Genomic DNA, 26,319 nt, shown 5'->3' with positions numbered 1-26,319 from the left:
GCGACGCTTCCTCGCCTTTCCCCGCGTGTTACGCCGTTCCCACCTGCTCATCGGCTTCGGCCTCGGCGCACTGCTGATCGGCTTGATGCCGTGGCTCGGGGTCGCGGGCCCGGCGGCCGCGGGCCGCGCCCCGGCGCCGACACCGGCACCCGTTCCCTTCGACCAGCAGACCGCCCGGCAGTCGCCGCACCACGGTGTCGCGCCGGCGAACGCCATGGAACCCACGGCTCCCGTCCTCGACCGGACGGGCTGGACGGCCACGGCCGGAGACGAGGAGACCAGCGGCGAGAACGGCCGCGCGGCCAACGTGCTCGACGGCAACGCCAACACCATCTGGCACAGCAAGTGGTCCGGCACCCCCGCCCCCTTGCCGCACGCCGTCACCATCGACATGCACCGCACGGCAGTCGTCTCGGCACTCGTCTACCTTCCCCGCGCCGACGGGGCCAACGGGCGCGTCGGCGAGTACAGCATCAGTCTCAGTACGGACGGACAGAACTGGGCAACCCCGGTCGCCACGGGAACGCTCGCGGACGACGGCAGTGCCAAGACGCTCGGGTTCGCCCCGCAAGGCGCCCGGTTCGTCCGGCTGACGGCACTCACCGAGGCCGGCGGCCGCGGACCCTGGACCTCCGCCGCCGAGATCAACCTGCTGGGCGATCCCGGCACCCCCGCGGCCACCGTCGACCTGCCCCGCACCGGCTGGACGGCCACGGCCAGTGACGAGGAGACCAGCGGCGAGGACGGCCGCGCGGCCAACGTGCTCGACGGCAACGCCAACACCATCTGGCACAGCAAGTGGTCCGGTACCGCCACCCCGTTGCCGCACAGCATCACCATCGACATGCACCGCACGACGGCCGTCTCCGCCCTCGTCTACCACCCCCGCCTGGACTACGGCAACGGCCGGGCGGGCGCGTACACCATCACCACCAGCACCGACGGCACGTCCTTCGCCGCACCGGTCGCCGCGGGCACCTGGCGGGACGACGACACCGTGAAGACCGCCACCTTCACCCGTACCGAGACCGCGCGCTACGTACGCCTGACCGTGACCACCGAGGCCGGCGGCCGCGGCCCCTGGACCTCGGCGGGCGAGATACGCCTGAGCGGACCGGCCAGCCCCGCCGTCCACGGGTCCTGGGACCGGATCACCGGCTTCCCCCTGGTGCCCGTGGCCACCGCCGTCCTGCCCGGTGACAAGCTGCTCGCCTGGTCCGCGTACGCGGTCGACCGCTTCGGCGGCAGCAACGGCTACACCCAGACCGCGATACTCGACCTGAAGACCGGCAAGGTCACCCAGCGCCGCATCGACAACACCGGCCACGACATGTTCTGTCCCGGCATCGCCATGCTGGCCGACGGCCGTGTCCTCGTCACCGGGGGAAGCAACGCGGAGAAGGCGAGCATCTACGACCCGGCCACCGACGCCTGGTCCGCGACCGCCAGCATGAACATCGCCCGCGGCTACCAGGCCATGACGCTGCTCTCCACCGGTGAGGCCTTCGTCCTGGGCGGATCCTGGAGCGGAACCGCGGGCACTGACAAGGCCGGTGAGGCCTGGTCGCCGGACACCCGTACGTGGCGGAGGCTCCCCGGGGTCTCGGCCGTCCCTGCGCTGACGGCCGACCCGGCCGGACCCTACCGGGCCGACAACCACATGTGGCTGCACGCCACTTCGGGCGGCAAGGTACTGCAACTTGGTCCGAGCAAGCAGATGAACTGGATCTCGACCAGCGGCCAGGGCAGCATCACCGCCGCCGGCACCCGGGCCGACAGCCAGGACGCCATGACCGGCAACGCCGTCTCCTACGACATCGGCAAACTGCTCACCCTGGGCGGTGCGCCCGCGTACGAGAAGACCCCCGCCACGCGGCGCGCGTACACCGTGAGCATCACGGGCAGCCAGGTCCAGGCCGCCCGTACCGGCGACATGGAGCACGCCCGCGCCTTCAGCAACAGCGTCGTCCTGCCCGACGGCAAGGTGGCCGTCTTCGGCGGACAGGCCTACCCGGTGCCCTTCAGCGACGCGACCTCGGTCCTGGCCCCGGAGCTGTGGGACCCGTCGACCGGCAGCTTCACCCCGCTGGCCACCATGGCCATCCCGCGCAACTACCACAGCGTGGCCAACCTGCTGCCGGACGGGCGGATCTTCTCCGGCGGCGGGGGCCTGTGCGGTGACTGCGCGACCAACCACGCCGACGGGGCCGTCTTCACGCCGCCCTACCTGCTCAACGCGGACGGATCGCCGAAGCCGCGTCCCGTCATCACCGGAGGCGTTCCCTCCAGGACGGCCCCCGGCACCTCGCTCACGGTGAGCACCCAGGCCCCGGTGGCGTCCTTCGTCCTGATGCGGGCCGCGGCCGCGACCCACTCCACCGACAACGACCAGCGGCGGGTCCCCCTCGCCTCCACGGCCGCGGGAACCGGCTCGTACACGGTGTCCATCCCGGCCGACACCGGTGTGGTCCTGCCGGGGAACTACATGCTCTTCGCCCTCGACGCCCAGGGGGTGCCGAGCATCGCGAAGTTCGTCACGATCTCCTGACCCGTGAGCGGTGCCCGGCCGGGATGCCGGCCGGGCACCGCCGCGACGCCGACGCGAGCCCGTCCTCTAGGGTGACCCACCGAACGGCCCGTGCACTGCGGGTCGGCGTGGGGCATGAGGACGGGGGAGTCCGTGGAGTCTTTGCGGCCCGGTGACCTGCCGGAGATCGGGGGGTACCGCCTGCTGGCCCGGCTCGGCGCAGGGGGCATGGGCGAGGTGTTCCTGGCCCGGACGCCGTCCGGCCGGCCGCTGGCCCTGAAGACCGTGCACCGGGAGCTGAGCCTGGAGCCGGACTTCGCCGAACGCTTTGCCCGGGAGATACGCACCAACGACCGTGTGCGCAGCGCCTGGACGGTCTCGGTGGTGGATTTCAGCCCGCCCGGGGTGCTGCCCCAGTGGCTGGCGACCGAGTACATCGCCGCGCCGTCGCTGGGCGACTGGGTCGGCAGGTACGGGCCGCTGCCGGAACCGGCCCTGTCGAGCCTGGCCCGGGAGCTGTCGGCCGCGCTGGTCGCCGTACGAGGGGCCGGGGTCGTACACCGCGACATCAAACCGGCGAATGTGCTGCTCGGTCCGCAGCGGCCGTTCCTCATCGACTTCGGCATCGCCCGTGCCGTGCGCGACCCGCGCCACACGCAGACGGGCGCGGTCATGGGCACGCCCGGCTTCCTCGCCCCGGAGCAGGCGACCGGCGCCGTGGCCGCGGCGCCGGCGGACGTGTTCTCCCTGGCCGCGGTCCTCGTGTACGCGGCCACCGGCCGCAGTCCCTTCCTGGCACGCGGTGAGGAACTGTCACTGCCGGCCCTCCTGTACCGGATCGTCCACGACGATCCGCTTCTCGACGGCGTGCCGGAGATACTCCTGCCGCTGGTGCGGGAGTGCCTGGCCAAGGATCCCGGCCGGCGCCCGACCGCCGAGGAGGTGCGGGCGCGGCTCGGTGCCGGGGGCGAGGAGGACTGGAGCGGAGCGGTGCCGCCGGCGCTGGTCACGGAGGTTGCCCGTCGGGAGGCCCGGCTCCGGGAGCTTCTGACCGCATCGCCGCCGCATGCCGGCGCCCCGGCGGGGAGCGGCACGGCCCCGCCACGGCCGCCGGGCCTGCCCTCACCCTCACCCTCACCCTCTCCCGCTGCTGCGGGGCGCCGGGGCGGGTGGTCCTCCCGGCGGCCGTTGGTGATCGGCGCGGCCGCCGGTGCCGCCGTTCTCGCGGTGCTCGTCACACTGGCCGTCCGGCTGTCCGGAGGCGGCGACGGCGGCGGCAGCGCCGCGTCCCCCGCCTCCTCCTCCCGGGCTTCCGCACCGTCCTCCTCCGCACCGCCCTCGGCCGCGGCGTCGTTGCCGGCCGCGTGGGCCGGCTCGTGGTCCGGCGTCGGGCCCGGGACACCGGACGCGGACGGCAACACCCGGGCGAGGACCGGGGAGTTCGCCGTGACGGTCACCCTCCACGCCGGGGCCCCGGGCGAGATCGTGGGCCGGCAGGTCAGCGACGTCAAAGAGGTGGCCACCGGGCGCAATCTGGGGTGCACGGAAGCCCTCGAACTGCGGCAGGTCACGGGGAACACCGCGGTCTTCGCAGCGGTGACCAGCCATCCGACCGACCGCGACGTCTCCTTCGACTGCCCCCGAGGCAACCTCTACATGCTGACGCTGACGCAACCGGACCGGCTGACGCTCGAATCGGAAGGCGCACAGTCGGCCGGGGCTCCGGCGGCCCTGACCCGCGACCACTGAACCCCCGGGCCGGCCGGAGCGGTCGATCCGCCTCAGGCCGCCAGGAACCCGGTGAGCGCGGCCGCCACCGCTTCGGGATCCTCCAGCTGCGGGTAGTGCCCGACGTGCGGCGGCCCGAGTTCCACGATCCGTGCCTCGGGCATACGGGTGCGGATCCGCGCGAGTACGTGGGCCCCGCTGATCGGGTCGGCGGGCCCCCACACGAACAGCACGGGCCCGGGGTAGCCCTCCAGGGCCGGGACCCAGCGCCCGGCATGCAGACGGCGCTCGTCGATGTAGCGCAGCAGGCGCGGGGCGAGGAGGTGTCCGTCGGCGCGGGAGGCGGCCGCCCACAGGTCGCGCAGGTCCTCCTCGTGGACGGGCCGTCCCAGCACGGAGCGCAGGGTCGCGCCGAACCGACGCTCCGTGGTGAGGGGCGCCAGCAGCGGGCCCAGCGGGCCGTGCAGCAGGCGCTGGATCGGCACCGGGCGGTGCAGATCGGGATAGAGGCCGCCGTTGAGCCAGGCCATGCGGCTGATCCGCGCCGGGTTGCGGGCCAGCAGCTCCTGGCCGACGCTCACCCCGTAGTCGTGCGCGACCAGGGCGGTCTCCCCGATTCCGTACCGGCGCCAAACCTCCTCGACCAGCGAGGCCTGGTCGAGCACCGAGTAGCGGTGGCGCCGGGGTTTGTCGCTCTCCCCGAAGCCGAGCAGGTCCAGCGTGGTCACCCTGAGTCCGGCCGCGGCGAGCACCGGTACGACGGCGGCCCAGTCGTGGGAGGAGGTCGGGAAGCCGTGGACGAGGGTGACGGGTGCGCCGTGCGCAGGGCCGTCCTGGCGTACGAACACGCCGTGGCCGCCGATCCGCACGGTACGGCCGCCCTCGGTCCAGCGGTGCAGCGGCGGCAGGACGCGCCCTCGGGTCATACCGGGACCTCCTCGGCGTGCCGGTGGTCCAGCCCGTACAGCAGCGTCCGCAGGCCGAACTCGAACTCGGCCTCGGGATCGGGGGAGTTGAGCAGTCCGGCGTGGCGGTGGACCGTCGGGTGGGTGAGGGGGGAGAGGGAGGCGAACAGTCCGGCCATCGCGGCACGCTGTCCGGCCGTACGGGCGGCGCCACCGGAGTCGAGCACGGCGCCGCCGATCACGAAGTGGGTGACCGTGAGGTAGACGTGGACGGCCGATCGCGGGGCCCACCCGTGGGCGAGCAGCTGCGCGAGGGCGTGCTCACGGGCCCGCAGGGCGTTGGGGCCCAGCAGCTGACCGGCGGTCAGCAGCGGGACGACCGCCGGGTGCGCCGTGAGGACCCGGCGGAACTCCCGGGCCCCCTGCTCCAGTCCGGCCCGCCAGTCCCCGTCGAGCGAGGGCAGCCGGATCTCGCCCAGCATGTGGTCGACGGTCTCGATCAACAGTTCCTCCCGGCTTGCCACGTGCCGGTAGAGGGAGGTGTGGCGGACCCGGAGGTGCTCGCCGAGCCGGCGCATCGTGAGTGCCTCCAGGCCTTCACGGTCGGCCAGTTCGAGCGCGCCCGCGGTGATCCGGTCGAGCGTCAGCCCGCCCTGGCGGGGCCTGCGCCGCTCGCGTTCCGCGTACCGGGCCTGCCACCAGGCGGGGGATCCGGGCTCCTCGGAGCGGGCCGCGGGACGGAGGCCGCCCGGCTCCGGGCGACGGGCGGAGGCGGCTCCGGCCTCGGCTTCGGGTTCGGGTTCGGCATCGGGCCGGAGTGTCACGGTCGGGGCGCCTGTTCGAAGAGGTCGGGTTCGGTGCGGACGATCTCGTCCCACAGGGGCTGGAAGGAGAACCAGCCCGCGAGCGGGAAACCGGTCTGGTCCCGGGTGTGCCGGGCGGACTCGGGATCGATCAGGTGCGGGGTTCCCGCGGCCTCCGCCAGCAGCTGTGCCTGGGCGCTGCGCTCCATGGAGATGAACCACCAGGCGGCCTCGTCGACCGATCCGCCGACGGTGAAGATGCCGTGGTTCTGGTGGATGACGGCCTTGTGCGGCCCCAGCCCCGCGGCGAGCTGCCGGCCGGCCTCCTCCTCGACCACCACGGCACCGGCGCCGTCCCGGTGGACGGTGTGCTGCTCGTACACGGCGCAGGCGTCCTGGGTGATCGGGTCCAGCAGGCGTCCCAGGCTGGAGAAGGCCTTCCCGTGGACGGCGTGGGCGTGACAGGCGGCGACCACGTCGGGGCGGGCGGCGTGGATCGCGGAATGGATCACGAATCCGGCCCGGTTGACCGGACGCCGGCCGTGGCGGACCTGTCCCTCGTGGTCGACGAGGATCAGGTCGCGGACCCGGACGTGCCGGAAGGACATGCCGAACGGGTTGACCCAGAACATGTCCGGGTGCTCGGGGTCCCGCACGGTGATGTGTCCCGCGACCCCCTCGGAGAAACCGAGGCGGCCGAAGATGCGGCAGGCGCCGGCGAGCCGCTGCTTGCGGTGCTCGCGCTCCTGCGCGAGGTCGGTGAACACGGGCGGCAGGGGCAGTTCGAGGTTCTCCTGCCGCGGGAGGAATGCACTGCCGGGCAGACCGTCCCCGCCGCCGCTGCCCGGACCGGTTTCCGCCGCCGGTGTCCTCGCGTCCGTTCCCACGTCTCGTCCCCTCCGGTTGTGCGTCCAGTGGACGCACATATTGCGTCCGCTGGACGCATAACCGCAAGACCCGCGCCGACTCGGATTCGATGCCGTTTTCCCCGGGGATTGCTTTCCTTTTCGCTTCAACAGTTGAAGTGTCGTGGCGGCGTCAATTGTGCCGAAAGAAGCCGCTAATGTCGTAATTGCGTGGAAGCGGAGCGTGATGGCAACGTTGCCATCTCGTTAATAATTCACTTCTTGACGACGGTCTCGGCGCCGAGTTGACTGCGATCACCTCGGCCGCACGGACACGGCCTCGTCAGGGAGGTTTACATCGTGAACGCACATCTGAGCCGGGCCGCCGTGGCAGTCGCCGCTACCGCCGTCACCGCCGTCTCGCTCACGGCCTGCGGCAGTACGGAGGACGCCGACGGAAGACCGGGCGGCTCCGTCAAGAGCGGCGCGATCAAGGTCGGTCTCCTGCTCCCGGAGAACCAGACCGCACGCTACGAGAAGTTCGACAAGCCGCTGATCGAGAAGGAAGTCGCCAAATTCACGCGCGGCAAGGGTCAAGTGGTATATGCCAATGCCAAGCAGGATGCGGCCGCCCAGAACGCGCAGGTCGACGCGATGATCGCCAGTAAGGTGAATGTCCTTCTCATCGACCCGGTGGACGCCAAGGCCATTGCCGGCGCGGTCAAGAAGGCCAAGGACGCCGGCATTCCGGTCATCGCCTACGACCGTCTGGCGGAGGGCCCGATCGACGCCTACACCTCCTTCGACAACGAAGACGTCGGCAAGGTCCAGGGCAAGGCCCTGCTGGAGGCGCTGGGCGACAAGGTCAAGGACGGCCCCATCGTGATGATGAACGGCTCGCCCACCGACCCCAACGCCAAGCAGTTCAAGTCCGGTGCCCACTTCGTGCTCGACGGCAAGGTGAACGTCGGCAAGGAGTACGACACCAAGGAGTGGAAGCCGGAGAACGCCCAGACCAACATGGCGGGTGCGATCTACACGCTCGGCAAGGGGAAGATCGTCGGCGTCTACTCCGCGAACGACGGCGTGGCGGGCGGCATCATCAGCGCCCTCAAGTCGGCCGGCGTGACCCCCCTGCCCCCGGTCACGGGCCAGGACGCCGAGCTCGCCGGTGTACAGCGGATCGTGGCGGGCGACCAGTACATGACCGTCTACAAGGCGTACGCCCCCGAAGCCGCGGCAGCCGCGGAGATGGCCGTCGCCCTCGCCACGGGCGAGAAGATCGACGGGATCATCAACCAGGTCGTCGACAGCCCGACCACCAAGGGCGTCCCCTCGGTGCTCGTCCCGGGCGTCGCGCTGACCAAGGCCAACGTCAAGACCGTGGTCGACGACGGCGTCTACACGGTCGCCGAGATCTGCACCGACAAGTTCAAGGCCGCGTGCGAAGAGATCGGCCTGAAGTAGCGGCACCCGGAGCCGGCCGGCGCGCCCGCCCCGGAACCCGCTGCCGCGTTCACGCGGTCGCGCCGTCCGCTGCGTGGCCGGCCGGCTCCAGGCGGACGCGGAACACGGAGCCTTCGCCCGGTGAGGTCTCCAGCTCCAGCCCGCCCCCGTGGGCCTGGACGAGCGCGGAGGCGATCGCCAGGCCGAGGCCCGCCCCGCCACCCGCCTGCCGGCTGCGGGAGGAGTCCACCCGGTAGAACCTCTCGAAGACCCGGGCCGCCTGTTCCGGCGTGAGACCCGGCCCGCGGTCGGCCACCTCGATCACCGCGTGGCCGTCCGCGCTGCCGACCCCGATGCGTACGGGGGAACCCGCCGGCGTATGGGCAACGGCGTTGCCGACGAGGTTGGCGACGACCTGGCGCAGCCGCGCCTCGTCGCCGTTCACCGGTGCGGGGCCCGGCAGGCCGACCCCGCCCGGACCGGTCAGCGCCACCTCGCGCGTCGGGTCCAGCGCGCGGGTGTCGTGCAGGGCGTCGACCGCGAGGGTGCGCAGGTCCATCGGAGCGAGCTCCAGCGGACGCTGCTCGTCCATGCGGACCAGGGTCAGCAGGTCCTCCACCAGACCGCTCAGCCGCACCGCCTCGCTCTCGATCCGGGCCATGGTCCGCTTCACGTCCGCCTCGTCGGCGAGGGCGCCCATCCGGTACAGCTCGGCGAAACCCCGGATGCCGGCCAGCGGTGTGCGCAGTTCGTGACTGGCATCGGCCACGAAGCGCCGCATCCGGGCCTCCGACGCGGCACGGACCGCGAACGCCGATTCGATCTGCGCGAGCATTCCGTTGAGAGCGCTGGTCAGCCGGCCGGTCTCGGTACGCGGCGAGGCGTCCGGCATGCGGTGCGAGAGCGGACGCCCGGCGGAGATCTCCGCCGCGGTCTCCTCGATCCGCCGCAGCGGCCGCAGCCCGGCCCGTACGGCGAACCAGCCCGCCACGCCGAGCAGCAGCGACACCACGACGCCGATGAGTTCGAACGCGGTGGCCAGATGGTCGAGGGTGGAGGACACGTCGCCCAGCGGGGCCGCAACCACGACCCCGGTGGGCAGCGCCGGGTCATCGCTGCCCACCGGCACGATCAGCACCCACCAGGTGCCGCCGCCGTGGTCGCTCGGCACCTCGAACGGCCGCCCGATCCTGGCCCGCAGCTGTGCCCCGTCCATCGCCGGCCACAGCGGGCCCGGGTCCCCGGCCGCGACGGGCTGGCGGAACTGGTCGGTCACCGTGCCGTCGGCGTCGGCGAACGCCGCCACGTACTGGCTCGGCAGCCAGGCCCGCCCGCCGCCCGCCCGGCCGAGGTGGGGCTGCGGGGTGCCCTCGGCCCGGACCCGGTACGCCAACGAGTCCCCGAAACGCTCCAGCTGCTGGTCCATCCGCCCCACCAGCTGGGCACGCACCGAGCCCAGCACGACGGTGTCGCTGACGCTCAGACCGAGCGCGACCAAGGCCATGGAGAGCAGCACGAGCCGCGAGCGCAGGGACAGCCCCGCGAACCGGTGGGCCAGGCGCTTCGTCCGTCCCGGCAGCCCGGGAAGACGCCCCGCCACGTCAGGTCTGCGGGCGGCGCAGGACGTACCCGATGCCGCGCACGGTGTGGATGAGCTTGGGGGCGCCGTCCGTACCCGAGTCCACCTTGCGGCGCACGTACGAGATGTACGACTCGACGATGCTGAGATCGCCGCCGAAGTCGTACGCCCACACGTGCTCCAGGATCTGCATCTTGGAGACGACGCGATCGGCCTGGGCCATCAGGTACGCGAGCAGTTTGAACTCGGTGGGCGACAGGGAGACGGGCCGGCCGCCGCGCAGCACCTGGTGGCCCACCGGATCCAGTTCCAGGTCGCCCGCGACCAGGCGGCCCTCGCCCGTCGGGGCGCCGGTGCGGCGCAGGATCGCCCGGATCCGGGCGATCAGCTCCTCCAGGCTGAACGGCTTGGTGACGTAGTCGTCACCGCCGGCCGTGAGCCCGCCGATCTTGTCGTCGACGCCGTCCTTCGCGGTGAGGAAGAGCACCGGGAGATGGTCGGCGCCGGATCCGCTCCCGGCCGCCTCGCGCAGGCGGCGTACCACGGCGAACCCGCTGATGTCGGGCAGCATCACGTCGAGCACCACCAGGTCGGGCCGCTCCTTGGCGACCGCCGCCAGCGCGTCGGCACCGCTCGCCGCCGAGGTCACCCGGAAGCCGACGAACCGCAGCGAGGCGGACAGCAGCTCCCTGATGTTCGGCTCGTCGTCGACGACGAGCAGGCTCGCCTCGGGCGTGGCCGTGTCCATGGGGTCCTGCTCCTCCCTCTTGCTCTCAGCCCCGGCCGCCCGCGAACCCTCCCGCGCCGCCCTGGGCGACGGTCGTCGCGGCGACATCGCCGGAGGGGTTCTGACTGCCGCGCACGGTCACGGTCTGACCCGGCTGGAGGTCGGACACCTTGCCGTTCTTGGCCTCGGTGATCTGGGTGTTGTCGTCGGTGGTGACCTTGACGACATTGCCCTGGGCATCGGTGACGTAGAGCGTGGTGCCGTCGACGAGCTTCACGGTACCGGTGGTCATCCCGCCCCCGGTGCCCGGGCTGCCCGTCGTACCTCCGAAGCCCTGCCTCGGGCCGTTCTGCCCGGTCCCGGCGCGCCCCGGCCCGGTCGCTCCCTGGCCCTGGCCCTGGCCCTGGCTCTGGCTCCGGCCGGAGCCGGTGCGGCCCTGGCCGCCCGCCCCGGCGGCGGAGTTCCGGCCTCCGGAGCCGGCCCCCGGCGAACCCTGGAGGTGGCCCTTCTCGACCAGTGCGCCCGCGGTGAACGCGAGCCCGGCCACCACCCCGCCCGAGAGCAGCAGGGTCAGCCACGGGAGCCGCGGCCGCGGCGGAGCGGCGAGTTCCGCCGCGATGTCGCGCGTGTCCGGAGGCTCGGAAAGGATCCCTTCGGGATCCGCCGCGGGTGCTTGCGCGGAAGAACGCTCCGCGTCGGCCGGTGCGGACACCGGACGATCCGCGACCGGATCCTCCACCGTGGCCGATGCGGTGAACACCTCGGCGAACGGGGTGAACCGGTCGCCGCCCGCCTCGGGCTGCTTCTCCAGTTCGGTGCGGCGTCGTGCCATGTCAGCTTCTCCCTGTCCCTGCGTGTGCCGGCTCACTCGTGCCGCAGCGCTTCGATGGGCCGCAGGCTCGCGGCCCGGTTGGCCGGGTAGCCGCCGAAGAACAGCCCGATCACCACGGCAATGGCGAAGGCGCCGACGACCGACTCCGGTATGACGACCGGCTTGATGCCGACGATGGTGAAGTGCGAGCCGATCAGTCCGGCCGCGACGCCGAGCCCGCCGCCGATCAGCGAGAGCAGGGTCGACTCGGCGAGGAACTGTCCGAGGATGACGCCCCGGGGCGCCCCGATCGCCTTGCGGATGCCGATCTCACGGGTCCGCTCGGTCACCGTGACCAGCATGATGTTGGTGATCCCGATCCCTCCGACCAGCAGGGAGATCGCGGCGACCGCGCCGAGCAGCACGGTGAACGTCTTGTTCGTCGAGGCCTGGGCGGTCAGCAGGGACTCCTGGCTGGCCACCCGGAAGTCGAGGGCGGCCGGGTCCTTGATGCCGTGCCGGGCCATCAGGACGGTGGTGATCTCGCTCTGCGCCCCGGCCGTCGCCTCCGCGGACTTGGCCTCGACGAGGATCTGGCCGACCGAGCCGAAGCCGGTGAAGGCGTTCTGCACGGTGGGCAGCGGCGCGACCACCACGTCGTCCGGGTCCTGGAACCCGGTGCCGCCCTTGGTGGAGAGCACCCCGACCACGGTGAACGGCGTGCCGCCGAGCACCATCTTCCGGCCGACCGGGTCGGCCGTGCCGAACAGGTCGGCGGCGGTCGTCGAGCCGATGACGGCGACCTTCCGGGACGCCAGTACGTCGTCGCCGCTGAAGTAGTCGCCCTTGGCCACCTTGCTGTTGGAGGCCTTGAAATACGCCGGGTACGTGCCGACGACCTGGCCGACCGTGTGCGAGGTCCCCTCGTAGAGCGCGGTCTGCGAGGTGGTGACCTCGGGCGCCACGGACTCGATGTGCGGGGCCGCCGAGGGGTCGGCGAGCGCCCGTGCGTCCTCGACGGTCAGCGGCTTCGTCCCGTTGGACGGGCGCGAGCCGCCGAACCCGCTGCCGGAGGAGACGGTCAGGGCGTTGGTGCCGAGCTTCTCGATGGAGTCCTTCACCGCCTGCGAGGAGCCGTTGCCGACGGCGAGCAGCAGGATCACCGCCGCGACGCCGATCAGCACGCCCAGCATGGTCAGCGCGGAGCGCACCTTGTTCGCCGCGAGGCCGCCGAAGGCGAAGCGCAGCGTCTGGAACGGGTTCACCGCAGGCCTCCGGCCGCCGCTGCCGCCGTGTGCCGCCCGGACATCGCGGGCGGGGGGCCGTCGACGGGAGCCTGCCGGACGTCCTCGACGATCTGCCCGTCCACCAGGCGCAGGACCCGCTTGGCGTGCCGGGCCACCTCGTCCTCGTGGGTGATCAGGACGACGGTGCGGCCGGACGCGTTGAGCCGGTCGACCAGGGTCAGGACCTCCTCGGTGCTGTGGCTGTCCAGATTTCCGGTCGGCTCGTCGGCGAGCAGCATCGCGGGCGCGGTCACCAGCGCGCGGGCGACGGCCACGCGCTGCTGCTGCCCGCCGGAGAGTTCGTTGGGCCGGTGGTCCAGGCGGTCGGCCAGGCCCACCAGGGTGAGCGCTGCCTCCGCACGCCGGCGCCGTTCGGCCGCCTTCACACCCGCGTACGCCAGCGGCAGTTCCACCTGGGCGACGGCGCTGGTGCGGGGCACCAGGTTGAACGACTGGAAGACGAAGCCGATCTTGCGGTTGCGCACCAGCGAGAGCTGGTGCTCGTCCAGGCCGCCCACATCGATCCCGTCGAGCAGGTAGCGGCCCGACGTGGGGACGTCCAGGCAGCCGAGGATGTTCATCAGGGTCGACTTGCCCGAGCCCGAGCTCCCCATGACCGCCACGAAGTCACCTTGTTCCACGACGAGGTCGACACCGGCCCGGCGGCCCGTGGCCGGATCGGCCGGCCCGCCGAGCGCGCGTACGGCGGCGTCGCCGTGCCCGTACGTCTTGAGGACCCCGCGGACCTCGATCACTGGTGGTGCGGGCTGTCGCGGCGGCGCGTCGGCCTTCGGCGCACCGGGCAGCGCCCGGCGCGGCCACAGCGGCGGCGTCATCCGCGGCCACCCGCGCCACCGCCGGTGCGGAACCCGCTGCCTCCACGATTGCGGGCGCCGCCCGCCCCGGCCCCGGCCCCGGCGCCGCCGGGGAACGCGCCGCCCGGGAAGCCGCCGTTGCCGGTCGAGGACACCGTGGCCAGCTGCACCTGCTCGCCTTCGGTCAGCCCGCTGAGGATCTGGTCGGCGCTGTCGCCTTCGACACCGACGGTGACCGGCGTGCGTACGGTGGTGCCGTCCGCCTTGACGACGGTGACGGTACGGTTCGCACCGGTTCCGGACACGGCGGCGGTCGGAACCGAGAGGGCGCCGGACGCCTCGCCGACGACGACCTGGATGGCGGCGCTGAGTCCGCTGCGCAGGTCGTCGGTGGGACTCGTGAGGGTGAGCGTGGCGGCGTACTGCACGGCGCTCCCACCGCCCGAGTTGCCGCCGCCGGAGGACGATCCGCTGCTGACGGGCAGGGAACTGACCGACAGGACCTGTGCGTTGAGGGCCTTGCCGGACATCGCGTTGAGCGTGACCGTGGCGGCCTGGCCCGGCTTCAGCTTGAGGGCGTCGGCCTCCGAGAAGTTGGCCGTCACCTGCATGCCGGACGGGTTGGTGAGCACCACGAACCCGGAGAGGGCGGACGAGGAACCGGCGTTGGCGGAGCCGGAGTTTCCGTTCGAGCCGCCGTTGCCGCCCGCCGCACCGCCGCTGCCTCCGCTGCCGCTCGTGCCGGAGACCGTGTCACCCACCTTCGCCGAGACGGAAGCGACGGTCCCGGCGGCCGGTGCCTTCAGCACGGTTCCGTCGACGGCGCGCTGCGCGGCGTCCACGGCGTTCTGCGCCTGGGTGAGCTGAGCGCGGGCCTGGGCCACCTGCGCCGGGTCCGCGGTCGGTGTGGCGGCCGGCGCGGGAGCGGCCGTGGTACCACCCCGCGACGACGAGGAACCGCTGCCCGCGGCCGAACTCACCTGTCCGGCCTCGGCCTTGGTGACGTTGGCCTCGGCCGCGGTCAGCGCGGCCCGGGCCTGTCCGAGCGTCTCCGTCGCGGCGGTCGCGTCGACCTTCCCGAGCTGCTGTCCCTTGGTGACCTTGTCTCCCGGCTTGACGTCGACCTCGGTGAGCCGGCCGCCGGTGGTGAAGTTCACCCCGGCATCGCTCGGCGAGCTCAGTGAACCCGATCCGGACACGGTTGCGAGGACGGTGCCCTTGGTGACTGCCGCTGTCCGCGCGCCGGAGCGCGCCGGAGTGCCGCTGTCACTCGTGACCGCCGCATACGCGCCGCCGGCGCCCGCGAGGACCGCCACTCCGAGCACCGAGTTGATCAGGACGGCCCTGCGCCGCCGTGGGAGCACCTTCATGGAGCGGGATCCTGGCCGCCCGTACTTTGGAGAGTCCGGGAGCTTCCTGGGAGTTTCCTGGGAACGCCGCTCCCGGTTGAACGGGATATAACGCCTGATACGGGATGTACTGTGCGGTGTTTGGCGTACCCGGGCAGCCGGGGCCCGCGCACTGTCAGGGAACTCCCAGCCGACGCCCCGGTCGCCCCCATCTCCGTACGGTTCAGTCTCGGTCGCCGGCGCGCCGACGCCGCCGGTGCCCGACGCACCGAGGAGAGAGCGGACATGCCCTGGACCACGACCCGGCCGTCCACCGCGCGCACTGACGTCGCGGACCGGGCGGCCCTGTCCGCCGTCGTCCTCGCGGTGTGCGGGCTGCTGCTCGCGGGCTGTTCCTCCGGCGCCGGCGCGACGCATACGGCGGCCGCCGCTTCCGCCTCGGCGTCACCGGATGCCAAGACGATGGACGCCTACCGCCAGTGCCTGGCCCAGCACGGCGTCACGATGGCGCCGCGCCCGAGCGGGAGCGGCCGCCCGCCCGGCGCCACACGAGGCCCCGGCGGCGGCGCCAACGGCTGGGGCGGCGCCTTTGGCGGCCCCGGCCGCGGGGCGTCGGCCGACCCGCAGCGCAGGGAGGCGGCGCAGGCCTGTGCGGATCTGCGCCCGCAGTCCAACGGGCGCGGTGGCGGCCCCGGCGGCGACGGCAGTGCCATGAAGGCGTTCGGCAGCTGCCTCAAGGACCACGGTGTGGTGTTGCCGTCGGCCTCCCCGGACGGTTCGCCCGTGCGGGGCCTGCCCACCTCCGACCCGCAGTCGGCGCAGGCGTTCGAGGCCTGCAAGGCCCTGCTGCCGCAGCGCGGTCAGCAGTCCCCGAAGCCGGACATGAGCCCGGGCCCGTCCGCCTGACGGGACCCGCTGTGCGAGCCCGTCGCGCTCCAGGGTGTCGGGTGTCGACCAGGCCCGTCACGTTGCGGGAGCTCACCCCGGCGGCACGGGCCGGTTCGCCGATGCCCGGTCCCTCGTCGGCGGCGGCGCCGAGCCGTGCGAGCACGTCGGGCGCGTCTGTAGCCTCCGGACCCGTTCGGACGCGCGCCGATTGCCCGGCCCGCCGGCCGCCTATGTCATGGCAGACGAGGCCTGCCGACACGGCATGACCCGTCTCGTGCGCACGGAAGGGGCCGGCGATGCGAACGACCGGTATATCGATACCGCTGAGAGGCGCCGCCGGTGTGGTGGCCGGAGCCCTTCTGGCGCTGCTGTCGACGGCCGGACCTGCGTCGGCCGGCGGTCCGGGCGGCGGCGACGGTGGCGGCGGTGCCGGCGGCGCGCTGCGCTGGCGACCGTGCGCGCACAAGGCGCAGGCAGGATTCGAGTGCGCGGTGGCGAAGGCGCCCCTGGACCACGCCGACCCCTCGGGCCGCACGATCGACCTCGCGGTGATCCGCCACCGGGCAGCCGGACCGGGTCCGCGAGCCGGGACGCTGTTCTTCAACCCTGGCGGCCCCGGAGGCCCCGGGACCATCGGACTGCCCGCGTTCTACGGCAAGTTCCCCGAAGAACTGAAGAACCGCTTCGACATCCTCAGCTGGGACCCGCGCGGGATCGGCGCGAGCACGGCAGTACGCTGCTTCGACACCGCCGGGGAGGCCGCGGCCTGGTACGAGAAGGTCCCGATGTTCCCGGTCGGCGCCCGGCAGCAGCGGGCGTACGCCGACGCGTACGCCGATCTGGGGAAGCGGTGCGAACGCCGGGACCCGGAGCTGCTGCGCCACGTCTCGACCGCCGACACCGCGCGCGACCTGGACCTGCTCCGCCGGGCGGTGGGCGAGGACCGGCTGCGCTACTGGGGCATCTCGTACGGCACGCTGCTCGGCGCGACGTACGCGAACCTGTTCCCCGACCGGGTCGGGAGGATCGTGGCCGACGGGAACGTCGACCCGCAGGCGTGGGTGGACCGCGGTACGGGCGGCGAGCCCGGGCGGAGCACCTTCCTGCGCCTCGGCTCGCACCTCGGATCCGCCGACACGCTCGGGCAGTTCCTCGACCACTGCGGCCGCGCGCCGGTGTCCCGCTGCGCCTTCTCCGCCGGCAGCCCGGCGGCGACCCGGGCCAGGTACGACACCCTGCTGGAGCGCCTCGCCGGCCGGCCGTCAGGGAGCTGGACGTACGCCCGTGCCGTGAGCACGGTCCGGGCCGGCCTCTACACCGTGCACCCGGGGTGGACCGAGACCGCCCGGGTCCTGGAGTCGCTGTGGCAGGGGCGGGAGCCCGCTGAGCCACCCGCCCCGGACGGACCCGCACCGTATCCCGGGTTCGAGCAGTTGCACGCGGTGCTGTGCGCCGAGAGCCCCAACCCCCGCCTCGTCCGGCCGCTACCCCGTACTGGAGCGGCAGGCGGTGAAGGAGGCCGGGGCGCTCGCCCGGTGGTGGGTGTGGGCGAACGAGCCGTGCAGCACGTGGCCGGCCCGGGCCGCCGACCCGTACACGGGGCCGTGGAACCGGACCACCGCGCACCCGGTCCTGGTGGTCAACCCGGTGTACGACCCGGCCACCCCCTACCGCGCCGGGCAGGCGATGACCGCGGAGCTTGTCCGGGCCCGGCTGCTGACGCTCGACGGCTACGGGCACACCGCGCTGGACAACCCGAGCGCCTGTGTGAAGCAGCACGTCACGCGGTACGTACTGACCGGGGCCCTGCCGCCGCAAGGAGCGCGGTGCGGGCAGGACACCCCGCCGTTCACCGATCCGGGGGAGTCGTCGTCGGCGACCGCGTCGACCCGTCCGGGCGGGACGGGCCGGCAGGAGGCCGGGCCGTCCGCGCTCCGGTCGCTGCGTCCGCCCGGCCTCTTTCCGCTGCGGCCCGGCGGCGCCGGGGCGGGGGTGTCCCTCGTCGAGGACGGCCGGGCGATCCGGACCTGGCCGCCGGCCTGGCTGCCGAAGGCCGGCCGGTAGGAGACCGCCGGGCCCGTGCGTGACCCGGGGTGCGGACACGCGAGGGCGGCGTGCCGCGGCCCGAACGCCGTGACACTCCGCCTCGCGGCGGGACGGCCGGCCCGTGGTCCACTGTCCCGTCAGGCCGGCCGGTCCGGGTCAGCCGTGGCGGTGCTGGGCGCGGCGGTCCCAGGACTGGGTGTCGATGACCTTGCCGCGGTTGTCGCGGAGGGTGGCGGCGTCGCGGTCGTCCCACACCTGGTCGCGGCGGCTCTGGTAGACGTCGTGGCGGGAGTCGCGGCCCTGGCCGGTGTGGACCTTGACGCTGGAACGGCCGTCCAGCCGGAAGTCGTTGAAGCGGTAGCGGTTGCCCTGCCGGTCGGTGAGGGTGAAGCCGCGCAGGTTCACGCTGCGCCGGCCGGTGTTCTTCACCTCGACCCATTCCCCGTTCAGGGCGCTGGAGCGGTCGCTGCGGCCGGGGCTGTCGTACTGGACCTTGCCGATGACGATCGAGGACTGGGAGGCCCGGTGGTCGCGCCGGTGGTCGTCGGCGGCTGCCGCCGGAAGGGCGGCGGCGCCGACCAGGGCGCCCGCGGTAAGGAACGTGGCGACGATCCGGCGGGTGGCGAGAGAAGCAGACATGGAGATGACCCCTTCAACAGACAGCAGCCCTGCCCGGCCTGTGGAAGCGGGCGGGCTCCGAACAGTTCTCGGCGTCCTGCCGAGGACTCAGACTCTGGCCCCCCGTCACGATCAGAAGCCGCCGACTCCGTGCGTGTTTCCCAATACGGACATAACCGTGACTCTCCCTTGTAACGGACATCGGTCAAGGCTGCGCTGACGCCGCTGTGCAGGAGCGCGCGCAGCGGGCCGTGGCACGCCTGGCAACCGAGGCCCTTCCCCGTGGCCGCCTTTCCCCCGTGACGCCCGGCATCGCTGCGCCGAACGGGTTGAGGGCCTGGTAACGGAGGGTTCCCCTCCGCAGCTTGGGGGGAGGAGCCGTCGTGCAAGCCGGGAAGCTCGGCACCGGCGGCCCGGCCGTCCCCGTCTTCCCGGCCCCGCGGAGTGGGGAACGAACCGGCGCAGGCGGGCTGTGCGATGATCCCGTCCGGGCCGGGCCAGGACCGTCCGCCGGCCGTCCCGGAACCTCCCTGACCGGCCGGCCGTGGCACGCCGGGTGAACGGCCCGGCTGGTTGCGGGTGCCCGCGACCGAGCGACACCCCTATGCGCAGGAGGTCCGCTTCCATGGCTGACGATCGGGACGAGACCCCGGCCGAGCGGGCCGACCGCCGCTGGAGTGAGACGCTCCAGGAAGTCCGTGTCGCCCAGACCGGAGCCCAGATCCTCTTCGGCTTCCTGCTCAGCGTCGCCTTCACGCCCCGCTTCGCGGTACTGGGCCCCTTCGACCGGGTCCTGTACGTCGTGACCGTCGCGACGGGTGCGCTGGCGACCGGGACCTTGATCGCCCCAGTCGCCTACCACCAGCTGCTCGCCGGACACCACCTCAAGCCGCAGCTGGTCCGGGCCGCGGGCCATCTGGTCTCCGTCGGCATCGTGCTCCTCGCGCTGACCGTGACCTTCTCGGTCCTCCTCCTGCTGCGGGTGGCCACCTCGCACTGGATCGCCTGGCCGCTGACCGCCTGTGTCACGGGCTGGTTCGCCATCTGCTGGCTGGTCCTGCCGATGCTGCTGCTGCGCAGCAAGTCCGGGAAGGCGAAGACGTGAGGGCTCAGGAGCAGGTCCGTCCCGTCTCGTGGCGCAGCTCAGTAGCGCAGCGCCCTGCCGGTGTCCGCCTGAACGTCCCCGGAGAGCCCGCGCGTACTGCGTGCCGTGCCCTGGCCGGTCGCGCCGGCGGCGACATCGGAGATGGTCACGACGACCGTGTCGAGCAGGTTCCCGGCAGGATCACGGAAGTTGACCTGGACGGCGAACGACTTCTTGTCCTGGGCGGTGTTGGAGACGGTGACCGGCACGCTGACGTGCCCGTCGGACCCCTTGGACGGGGTGCCCAGCCGGACGTCGCCCTTCACGTCCGCGCCGTCCTTCACGCTGTCGAGCTTCTTCTTGGCCTCGGCCGCCGCCGCATCCAGCTCCGCGCCCACCGACTTGACCGCGGAAGCGGCCTTCGACGCGACCTCGGAGGGGGTGCTGTCGCCGGAGCAGCTCGTCGTTCCTGAGACAACGGCCGCCAGTACGGCGACCGTGAACAGGGGTCCTGTCCGTACACGGGTCATGTGGGCCTCCTCGGGGCTCGTGCGGGCGGCCGGGCAGCCGACGGGTGCTCGGCGCCCACATGGTGCCCGCCCCGAAGCCCGGCCGGCCGTACGCCGCCCCGCTCGCGGCGAGGATGCAGCCGATCGCAGCAGGCCGCGGGCCGGACCCCTCTCGCGGCGGTCGGAAGCCGGCTCAGTGCCCGAGCTTCCGCGACTGTCTTCGCGGACGTGTCCGGCCCGCGCCTGCCGGCCCCGGCCCGCCCCACGTCGGCATCCACCGATCAGCGAGGCGCCCCGTTCCGGGGCACCCGCCCGGCGTTGCGGACGCGTTCCGGATCGGCCGGTGCCTGGGCACCCGTCCCCGTACGGGAAGGCACGCCCGGCGGTCGGCCGTGATCGTCCGCGATGCCGCCCTCGTGCTGAAGCCGGGGGCGCAGTGCCGGGGCGCCGTTGTCCGGACCCTCCGTACGGGGCGGTTCGGGAGGCTCGGGCGGTAGGAGCGCCCGCAGCGTGCGGGCGGTCTCCTGCGCCCTCTGCGAGGTCACGGCCACGCCGCGGAAGGCGGCCGCCGCCCCGAGTTCCACGCACAGGACGGGCGTGCCGCCCGCGCGAAGCGCGACGAAACGATCACCCTCCGGTGTGTGCCGCGTACCGATGCACCGTCCGGCGCGCCAGGTCCCGCGCCCCGGAGTACCGCACAGGGCCCGCCACCAGCTGGGCTCGACGTCGACGCGGCGCACCGCCGCCACCGGTACGCGGATCTCCCGCTTGCCCGCGGCAGCCCGTTCCCGCAGGGAGAGGCGGACCACCAGGTCCGTGCCGTCCACCGAGATCCGGGCCATGGCGTTCCTCCTCAGGACCGGGTTCCCGCGGCCGCCCGCCGGTGCGCACGGGTACGCGTACGTCCTGCACCTGCCCGGGTCGGCGCAGCTCATGCCGCCGCGGCTCGGTGCCGATGACCCGGGTGGGCGTCGGCCCGGCGCGGCAGGAGCAGGCGGAAGGAGCGGGCGTGGCGGAAAAAACGGACCTCAACCTGTTCACCGACGTCCTGGACGGCCCCGTGTACGTGGTCACGGCGGCGGCCGAGGGGGAGCGGTCGGGGTGCCTGGTGGGCTTCGCCTCGCAGTGTTCCATCCGGCCGCCGCGCTTCGTGGTGTGGCTGTCCGAGCTCAACCACACGTTCCGCGTCGCCCGCCGGGCCTCGCACCTCGCGGTACACGTCCTGGACCACGGCCGGCGGCCGCTGGCCGTGCTGTTCGGCAGCGAGACGGGGGACAGGGTGGACAAGTTCGCGCAGGTCGACTGGCGTCCCAGCGCCGACGGAAGTCCCCTTCTGGCCGATGCGAGTGCCTGGTTCGTCGGCCGGATCGAGTCGCGGCTCGAAGGAGGCGACCACACCGGGTTCGTCCTGTCGCCCACCGAGACCTCCCCGCCGGTCCGGACCGCGCCCGCTCTGCTGAGGTACGGCGACGTCAAGGGCATCGAGCCCGGACACCCTCGGTGAGACAAGTGATGCGCTGGGTGCATGCCTGTGTGAGCGTGGAGGTGCCTGTTCCGCGGGGATCCGTCCCTGCCGCCCCAACCGAAGCGTGCACGAGAGAGGTGACCTCCGATGGACAGTCAGGATCACGGACATCCGGCAGCCGAAGTGGTGGTGACGGCCGCCGACTGCTCCCGACAGGACGCCCTTGCCGTCCTCGGCCTGCTCGAACAGTCCTTCCCCGGGGCAGAGGCGGACCGTGCCGCGTCAGGGGGTCACGCCGTGACCGTGTGGAGCACCACCCTGGACGCCGCACAGGACGCGCAGCGAGGGCGGCCGCCCGCGCGGCTGGAGGGCTCGGCCGGTGTGACCCTGCAGGGGAGCCCGCGCGCGGTCGACCGGGTGCACGCCGTTCTGGCCGAACACTTCACCGTCGACGACGTCGCGGCCGTATCGGGCGACCAGGAGAAGGAGATCGGACTCCGCATCCGCTCCGCATGACCCGGCCGCTTCGCCGAGCCGGCGGGCCGCGCGTTCGCCCTCGACGCAGTCCCTGAGGGTGACTCGGAAGGCCCCGGCGGGTGAACCGGTCCCGGGGCCGTACGGAGCCTCGTGCTCGGCGGCGGGTTCAGGTGTGGAGGCGGCTGTCGGGGCCGTCCTGGTCGCCGGCGCTCGGCTCGCTGAACCAGTAGTCCCCGGCTGCCAGGTACCGGCACGAGTGGGTGCTCTCGTTCGGGAGCCGGACGGTGACGGCGCGCTCGCCGTCCTCGCGGGGCGCCGGGGTGTGGATGCCGGGCTGCCGGTCGTTGAAGTCGCCGACCACGCTGACCGGCCCCGGCGGGGTGTCGGCGGGAAGGACGAAGGTGACCTCGGTGCGCTCCTCGCGCGGCTCGCGCTCCAGCATGGTTGAGCTCCTGACAGTGGCAGCGGACGGGGTACGGGCCCATCGTCGGCGGCGCGCGCACCTGCCGCATGTCGACGTCGAGGCCCGCCCCGGCATGACCCGGCCGCCACGATCGGTGACCCAAGGGATGCGGTGTGTGACGTGGCGTGTCAGTTTAGGGGGAGGAAGCCTCAGCCACGCATTCAGAGGAGTCGGCGTCATGGGCGGTATGCGGGACAAGCGCCAGGAGCCGGGCAAGGGCCGCGAAGAGCAGGAGCACATGCGCCGCCCCAGCCAGGACCCCGTCCACCCCGATACGGGCGAGGAGGGGGCGCGGGGCAAGACTCCCGAGGAGCTCAAGCGGCGCCGCCGGGACGAGTCGAAGCGCGAACGCGGCGAGGACGAGACGCGCGACGACGCGCACTGAGCCGCGGTGCGGCAGCCCCGTGATGCGGCCGGTATCCCGCTCTACATGGGGTCCATGGTTCCGCTGCCCCGCCCGAACTCCTGCTCGGTCTTCTCCCGGATGTGCAGGGCCTTGTCCTTCAGCCGCTGCCGCTCCGCGGGATCCGTCGCGTGCTGTGCCGCCTGCTCCAGCTCCTGAGCCTTGTCACGCATCTGCCGGGCCCGCTCGCTCGGCTGGTTGGCTTCGCTCATGATCAGTCCTCGGGTCGCGGAGTGAGTGGTGCGGTGTCCGTTTTCCAGCCAAACAGCACCCGCGTGCATGCGCCACCGGCGCGGGCGGCTGCCCGGCTGCCCGGGATCCCGAAACCGGTGCTGTCGCAGCGGTTCGCCTCAGCGGCTCCGATGCGCAGGGTCGCCGCGGCGCAGCAGCCGGAACCCGCCGGTCGCATCGGGCCGTGTCGGGCAGCGGTCCGGGCTCAGGGCGACTCCTGGAGGTAGGCGCCGATCAGGGCGACGTCGTTGGCGATGGCGAGGACGCCGGCGGGGTCCGCGGTCGGGGTGGACGCGCCGGTGACGCCGGCGTAGAAGGTGTCGAAGCGGCCGCGGCCCTTGTCGAGGTAGCCGGCGATGGTGATGGCGCCGACGGCGAGCCGGTCGTTGAGTGAATCGCCGCCGACAGCCGCGCCGGTCTTCGCGAACACCCTTCCGCGCGCCGGGCAGTTCCGGCAGTTCGCGGCCAGCAGGCCGTTGACGCCGAGAACGGGCAGGGCCTCCCTGAAGCGCCGTGCGTCCGGGGTGTGCTGCCAGTACGCCAGCATCTGCACCAGCGCCTGGGGCGTGGCCCGGTCGGCGGGGTTGCCGCCCCGGCCGTCCATGAGCTGTATCTGTCCGCGGTCGACGCCCGCCCGGTCCAGGAAGCCGGCGAGCACCGGGAAGCCGTCGGCGCACTGGTGGCTGCCGGTGGTGACGGCCATCAGGCAGATGCTCAGGTTGGTGCCCAGATTGTGGCTGACCTTGAGGATCAGCTTGGCGTACTGGTCGTACGGCGGTGAGGTGTACTCGGCAACCCGCGCATGTCCGTCGTAATCGCGCGGCAGCCCGGCGACCGGGTTGGCACCGGTCGCGACGGCGCTGACCGTCACCCCGGCCCGGGTGAGCGCCTCGATCAGCGCCGTCCGGCCGAACGCCGCCGGGTCCGTGATGGGCGAGGTGCGCAGCAGCGGCGCGGCGTCCGCCGCGATCGTGCCGGACAGCCGGATCCGGGTGCCGTCGTCGGTGGCCGTCACCGTGATGTTCGTCGGCTGCCCGGCCGCTACGGTCTGCACCGCGGACGTGACCTCGTACGGTGCGACCTTCGGCCGCCAGTCCAGCCGGGCGTTGTCGCCGGCCCGGACCCCGGGCGTGGTGAGCAGGTCGATGAGGTTGTCGTTGATGATCAGGGGCGTCGGGGTGGGGTCGAGGACCGGGTCGGGGGCGAAGAGCCGGTTGTCGACGATCACGTCGCCGTCGACGCGTGTGATGCCGGAGTCGCGGACCTGCCGGGCGAGCTGGTCGATCCCTGCGAGGGGGTTCTCCGGGGTGAGGGTCGCCCCGGGGAAGTCGTTGGCGTAGGTGTGGTCGAGGTCGGTGTACGCGACCGTTCCGTCGGCGGCGGTGCGGCCGCCCAGCGTGAGGTCGCCTTGGGCGACGAGATCCAGGTCGCCGGTCAGCGTGGCCCCGTTACGCGCCCCGACCGCGTAGACGGGGGTCACGAAGCGGTGGTCCGCGCCGAGGGTCTGCCACGTGCCGGAGACGGCGAACAGTTTCGCGGCGGAGCCGGGGATGAAGAACTGTCCGGGGAACAGGCTGTGCAGCACCCGCCCGTTGGCCCCTTCGGTCTGCAGCAGTCCCCACTGGGCGTGGGCGTACTCGGGCTTCCGCATGATCTCCGTGATGCGCGGGTCCAGCCGGCCCGGGTCTCCCGCGCCGGACGGCCACGGAGACGGGGAGGGTGAGGGGGCCGCCCGGGCACCCGTACCGGAGGCGAGCGCGACCAGCAGCAGGGCGGCGCAGCCGGCGGCCATTCGGCGCCGCAGCACCGCGAAGCGGATCGGAACTCTCACAGCGCGCTCCGTTCGTTGCGGCTGTCTACTCCCGAGGCCCTGATGCCTGTGACCAGGGTGGCACGCCGTGACACGGCCCGCACGTCACCCTGGCGGGCCGGCGCCCCGGGTGAACGGCCCGGTGCTCAAGGGCGGAAGAACCGGTGTCCGGGGCGGCAACAAAGGCTGTCGTCAGCGGTGTCGAAGCCGCAGTTCGGGCCGGTGCCCGGCGCGAGCGCAGGGCCCGACCGGGCAGACGACCCGGCAGTGGCGAGTCACGCGTGCGCCGCGCCGCCCACATGGACAGGGGGACGCGCCGGCGCCGACCGCCCGCGTCCCACACGGTGGGCGGCAGGCGTTCCCCGTGCCCGGAAACGCCGACCGGAGCCGCAGGCCGGCCGCCGCAGCGCCGAAGCCCACGATCACGTTCAGCTCGGCCCCGCGCTGCGCGAACTCCCGCTCTCCGACGGTCTATCGTGGGCTGCATGCCCACCCCTGAACTCGTCCGCATCGTCTCGCGTGACTCGCCCATGGCCCTCGCCCAGGTGGAGCGCGTCCGCCGTGAGCTGGCCGCGCTCCACCCCGGCACCGCCACCGAGGTGATCCCGGTCAAGACGACCGGCGACAAGTGGATGGGCGACCTGGCCGCCGTCGAGGGGAAGGGGGCGTTCACCAAGGAAGTGGACGCGGCCCTGCTGGACGGGAGCGCCGACCTGGCCGTGCACTGCGTGAAGGACATCCCCGCGGACCGGCCGCTCCCGGCCGGTACCACCTTCGCCGCCTTCCTCGAACGGGACGACATCCGCGACGCGCTCGTCCACTCCGACGGGCTCACCCTGGACGAGCTGCCGGCTGGGACCCGGATCGGCACCTCCTCGGTCCGGCGCATCGCCCAGCTCGCTGCCTCGCACCCGCACCTGGAGTGCGTACCGATCCGCGGCAACGCCAACAGCCGGCTCGACAAGCTCGCCGCCGGTGACGCCGATGCCCTGCTGCTCGCCGTGTCAGGCCTCGAACGGATCGGCCGGTCCGACGTGATCAGCGAGATCCTGTCCGTCGAGACGATGTGCCCGCCGATCGGCGCGGGCATCCTCGCCCTCCAGTGCCGGGAAGGCGACACCGCGCTGATCGAAGCCGTGAGCGCGCTCGGCGACCCCGCCACCCATCGTGAAGCCACCGCGGAGCGGATGCTCCTCCACGTCCTGCAGGGCCACTGCAACAGCCCGATCGCCGGATACGCCTCCACCGAGGGCGACGGCGAACTCGCGCTGTACGCGAAGGTCTTCACTCCGGACGGCAAGCGGACCCTGCGCGCACACGAGTGGGCCGGCCCCCTCGACCCCGCCACCCTGGGCACCTCCGTCGCCGTCGCCCTCCTGCGGCAGGGCGCCCGCGAACTCATCGACGGCATCCCCCACTGACACCTGCACGGGCCCGGCGGCCGGCGCCATCCCGGACGCCCTGGCCGTCGCCATCCGCACCCCCGCGGGCCTGGTGGTCGCCA

Annotated in this window: 25 protein-coding genes and 1 pseudogene; 11 read left to right on the top strand and 15 right to left on the bottom strand. The window is 73.1% G+C overall.

From position 1 onward, the window contains the following. Nucleotides 1-25: 25 nt before the first annotated feature. Together ABTY04_RS27790 and ABTY04_RS27785 are read left to right on the top strand one after the other, a co-directional pair. Complete coding sequence (locus ABTY04_RS27790) at nt 26-2,548, top strand: galactose oxidase family protein (RefSeq protein ID WP_352216133.1); 2,523 nt, start codon at nt 26-28, stop codon at nt 2,546-2,548. Between the two features lie 132 nt (nt 2,549-2,680). Next, nucleotides 2,681-4,276 carry a serine/threonine-protein kinase gene (locus ABTY04_RS27785; RefSeq protein ID WP_352216132.1) on the top strand — a complete coding sequence of 532 codons (1,596 nt, stop codon included), beginning with the start codon at nt 2,681-2,683 and terminating at the stop codon, nt 4,274-4,276. Between the two features lie 32 nt (nt 4,277-4,308). Here ABTY04_RS27785 and ABTY04_RS27780 read toward each other — a convergent pair whose 3' ends face one another. The 3 genes from ABTY04_RS27780 to ABTY04_RS27770 are packed head-to-tail and all read right to left on the bottom strand — an operon-like array spanning nt 4,309 to nt 6,787. Continuing rightward, a complete protein-coding gene (locus ABTY04_RS27780) occupies nt 4,309-5,181 on the bottom strand; it encodes an alpha/beta fold hydrolase (RefSeq protein ID WP_352216131.1) in 873 nt (290 codons plus the stop codon). Continuing rightward, nucleotides 5,178-5,984 carry a TetR/AcrR family transcriptional regulator gene (locus ABTY04_RS27775; RefSeq protein ID WP_352216130.1) on the bottom strand — a complete coding sequence of 269 codons (807 nt, stop codon included), beginning with the start codon at nt 5,982-5,984 and terminating at the stop codon, nt 5,178-5,180. The genes ABTY04_RS27780 and ABTY04_RS27775 overlap by 4 nt, the downstream gene beginning before the upstream one ends. Next, nucleotides 5,981-6,787 carry a class II aldolase/adducin family protein gene (locus tag ABTY04_RS27770; RefSeq protein ID WP_352216190.1) on the bottom strand — a complete coding sequence of 269 codons (807 nt, stop codon included), beginning with the start codon at nt 6,785-6,787 and terminating at the stop codon, nt 5,981-5,983. The genes ABTY04_RS27775 and ABTY04_RS27770 overlap by 4 nt, the downstream gene beginning before the upstream one ends. 381 nt (nt 6,788-7,168) lie before the next feature. On the opposite strand from ABTY04_RS27770, the gene ABTY04_RS27765 reads away from it, so the two are divergent. Further along, complete coding sequence (locus ABTY04_RS27765; RefSeq protein ID WP_352216129.1) at nt 7,169-8,275, top strand: sugar ABC transporter substrate-binding protein; 1,107 nt, start codon at nt 7,169-7,171, stop codon at nt 8,273-8,275. 49 nt (nt 8,276-8,324) lie between these two features. On the opposite strand, the gene ABTY04_RS27760 is transcribed toward ABTY04_RS27765, so the two are convergent. Genes ABTY04_RS27760 through ABTY04_RS27735 form a run of 6 tightly spaced genes read right to left on the bottom strand, consistent with a single transcriptional unit; the run spans nt 8,325 to nt 14,842 of the window. Beyond that, the gene (locus ABTY04_RS27760) at nt 8,325-9,854 is read right to left on the bottom strand and encodes a sensor histidine kinase (RefSeq protein WP_352216128.1); all 1,530 of its coding nucleotides are present in this window, start codon (nt 9,852-9,854) and stop codon (nt 8,325-8,327) included. A 1-nt stretch (nt 9,855) separates the two neighbouring features. Next, nucleotides 9,856-10,581 carry a response regulator transcription factor gene (locus ABTY04_RS27755; RefSeq protein WP_352216127.1) on the bottom strand — a complete coding sequence of 242 codons (726 nt, stop codon included), beginning with the start codon at nt 10,579-10,581 and terminating at the stop codon, nt 9,856-9,858. Nucleotides 10,582-10,606: 25 nt separating this feature from the next. Then, entirely contained in the window at nt 10,607-11,392 is a 786-nt protein-coding gene (locus ABTY04_RS27750) for a DUF5666 domain-containing protein (protein WP_352216126.1), read from the bottom strand. Between the two features lie 32 nt (nt 11,393-11,424). Beyond that, complete coding sequence (locus ABTY04_RS27745; protein ID WP_352216125.1) at nt 11,425-12,636, bottom strand: ABC transporter permease; 1,212 nt, start codon at nt 12,634-12,636, stop codon at nt 11,425-11,427. Further along, nucleotides 12,633-13,493 carry an ABC transporter ATP-binding protein gene (locus ABTY04_RS27740; RefSeq protein WP_352216124.1) on the bottom strand — a complete coding sequence of 287 codons (861 nt, stop codon included), beginning with the start codon at nt 13,491-13,493 and terminating at the stop codon, nt 12,633-12,635. Before ABTY04_RS27740 ends, ABTY04_RS27745 begins: the two co-directional genes overlap by 4 nt. Continuing rightward, entirely contained in the window at nt 13,490-14,842 is a 1,353-nt protein-coding gene (locus ABTY04_RS27735; protein ID WP_352216123.1) for an efflux RND transporter periplasmic adaptor subunit, read from the bottom strand. The genes ABTY04_RS27740 and ABTY04_RS27735 overlap by 4 nt, the downstream gene beginning before the upstream one ends. Nucleotides 14,843-15,106: 264 nt before the next feature. Between ABTY04_RS27735 and ABTY04_RS27730 the strand changes: the two genes are divergently transcribed. The 3 genes and pseudogenes from ABTY04_RS27730 to ABTY04_RS27720 all read left to right on the top strand — a co-directional run bounded on the left by ABTY04_RS27730 (nt 15,107) and on the right by ABTY04_RS27720 (nt 17,773). Then, nucleotides 15,107-15,727 carry a hypothetical protein gene (locus ABTY04_RS27730; RefSeq protein ID WP_352216122.1) on the top strand — a complete coding sequence of 207 codons (621 nt, stop codon included), beginning with the start codon at nt 15,107-15,109 and terminating at the stop codon, nt 15,725-15,727. Between the two features lie 278 nt (nt 15,728-16,005). Next, nucleotides 16,006-16,695 (top strand): annotated as a pseudogene (locus ABTY04_RS27725) (alpha/beta fold hydrolase); the annotation flags it as partial. Between the two features lie 523 nt (nt 16,696-17,218). Further along, a complete protein-coding gene (locus tag ABTY04_RS27720; protein WP_352216189.1) occupies nt 17,219-17,773 on the top strand; it encodes an alpha/beta hydrolase in 555 nt (184 codons plus the stop codon). Nucleotides 17,774-17,911: 138 nt separating this feature from the next. Here ABTY04_RS27720 and ABTY04_RS27715 read toward each other — a convergent pair whose 3' ends face one another. Continuing rightward, nucleotides 17,912-18,394 carry a lamin tail domain-containing protein gene (locus tag ABTY04_RS27715; protein WP_352216121.1) on the bottom strand — a complete coding sequence of 161 codons (483 nt, stop codon included), beginning with the start codon at nt 18,392-18,394 and terminating at the stop codon, nt 17,912-17,914. A 604-nt stretch (nt 18,395-18,998) separates the two neighbouring features. On the opposite strand from ABTY04_RS27715, the gene ABTY04_RS27710 reads away from it, so the two are divergent. Then, the gene (locus ABTY04_RS27710) at nt 18,999-19,478 is read left to right on the top strand and encodes a DUF6328 family protein (RefSeq protein WP_352216120.1); all 480 of its coding nucleotides are present in this window, start codon (nt 18,999-19,001) and stop codon (nt 19,476-19,478) included. Nucleotides 19,479-19,516: 38 nt separating this feature from the next. Here ABTY04_RS27710 and ABTY04_RS27705 read toward each other — a convergent pair whose 3' ends face one another. Both ABTY04_RS27705 and ABTY04_RS27700 read right to left on the bottom strand, forming a co-directional pair. After that, nucleotides 19,517-19,987: a hypothetical protein gene (locus ABTY04_RS27705; protein WP_352216119.1), complete on the bottom strand. Its 471-nt coding sequence runs from the start codon at nt 19,985-19,987 to the stop codon at nt 19,517-19,519. Nucleotides 19,988-20,247: 260 nt separating this feature from the next. Continuing rightward, nucleotides 20,248-20,808, bottom strand: a complete 561-nt coding sequence (locus ABTY04_RS27700; protein ID WP_352216118.1) for a hypothetical protein — start codon at nt 20,806-20,808, stop codon at nt 20,248-20,250. Between the two features lie 167 nt (nt 20,809-20,975). On the opposite strand from ABTY04_RS27700, the gene ABTY04_RS27695 reads away from it, so the two are divergent. Continuing rightward, nucleotides 20,976-21,470, top strand: a complete 495-nt coding sequence (locus ABTY04_RS27695) for a flavin reductase family protein (RefSeq protein ID WP_352216117.1) — start codon at nt 20,976-20,978, stop codon at nt 21,468-21,470. Nucleotides 21,471-21,578: 108 nt separating this feature from the next. Further along, a complete protein-coding gene (locus tag ABTY04_RS27690) occupies nt 21,579-21,947 on the top strand; it encodes a hypothetical protein (RefSeq protein ID WP_352216116.1) in 369 nt (122 codons plus the stop codon). A gap of 127 nt (nt 21,948-22,074) precedes the next feature. Here the strand turns inward: ABTY04_RS27690 and ABTY04_RS27685 are convergent, their stop codons facing one another. Then, nucleotides 22,075-22,350 carry an early set domain-containing protein gene (locus tag ABTY04_RS27685; protein WP_352216115.1) on the bottom strand — a complete coding sequence of 92 codons (276 nt, stop codon included), beginning with the start codon at nt 22,348-22,350 and terminating at the stop codon, nt 22,075-22,077. Nucleotides 22,351-22,549: 199 nt separating this feature from the next. Here ABTY04_RS27685 and ABTY04_RS27680 point away from each other — a divergent pair, with 199 nt between their 5' ends. Next, entirely contained in the window at nt 22,550-22,756 is a 207-nt protein-coding gene (locus tag ABTY04_RS27680) for a hypothetical protein (protein WP_352216114.1), read from the top strand. 41 nt (nt 22,757-22,797) lie between these two features. Here ABTY04_RS27680 and ABTY04_RS27675 read toward each other — a convergent pair whose 3' ends face one another. Continuing rightward, the gene (locus ABTY04_RS27675) at nt 22,798-22,986 is read right to left on the bottom strand and encodes a DUF6381 family protein (RefSeq protein WP_352216113.1); all 189 of its coding nucleotides are present in this window, start codon (nt 22,984-22,986) and stop codon (nt 22,798-22,800) included. Between the two features lie 224 nt (nt 22,987-23,210). Then, nucleotides 23,211-24,836, bottom strand: a complete 1,626-nt coding sequence (dacB, locus tag ABTY04_RS27670; RefSeq protein ID WP_352216112.1) for a D-alanyl-D-alanine carboxypeptidase/D-alanyl-D-alanine endopeptidase — start codon at nt 24,834-24,836, stop codon at nt 23,211-23,213. A gap of 464 nt (nt 24,837-25,300) precedes the next feature. On the opposite strand from dacB, the gene hemC reads away from it, so the two are divergent. Continuing rightward, nucleotides 25,301-26,236 carry a hydroxymethylbilane synthase gene (gene hemC / locus ABTY04_RS27665; protein WP_352216111.1) on the top strand — a complete coding sequence of 312 codons (936 nt, stop codon included), beginning with the start codon at nt 25,301-25,303 and terminating at the stop codon, nt 26,234-26,236. Nucleotides 26,237-26,319 lie beyond the last annotated feature (83 nt).

It is taken from the genome of Streptomyces sp. NPDC097981 (assembly GCF_040302565.1).
Taxonomy (GTDB): domain Bacteria; phylum Actinomycetota; class Actinomycetes; order Streptomycetales; family Streptomycetaceae; genus Streptomyces.
This window is presented reverse-complemented; position numbering and strand designations above follow the sequence as displayed.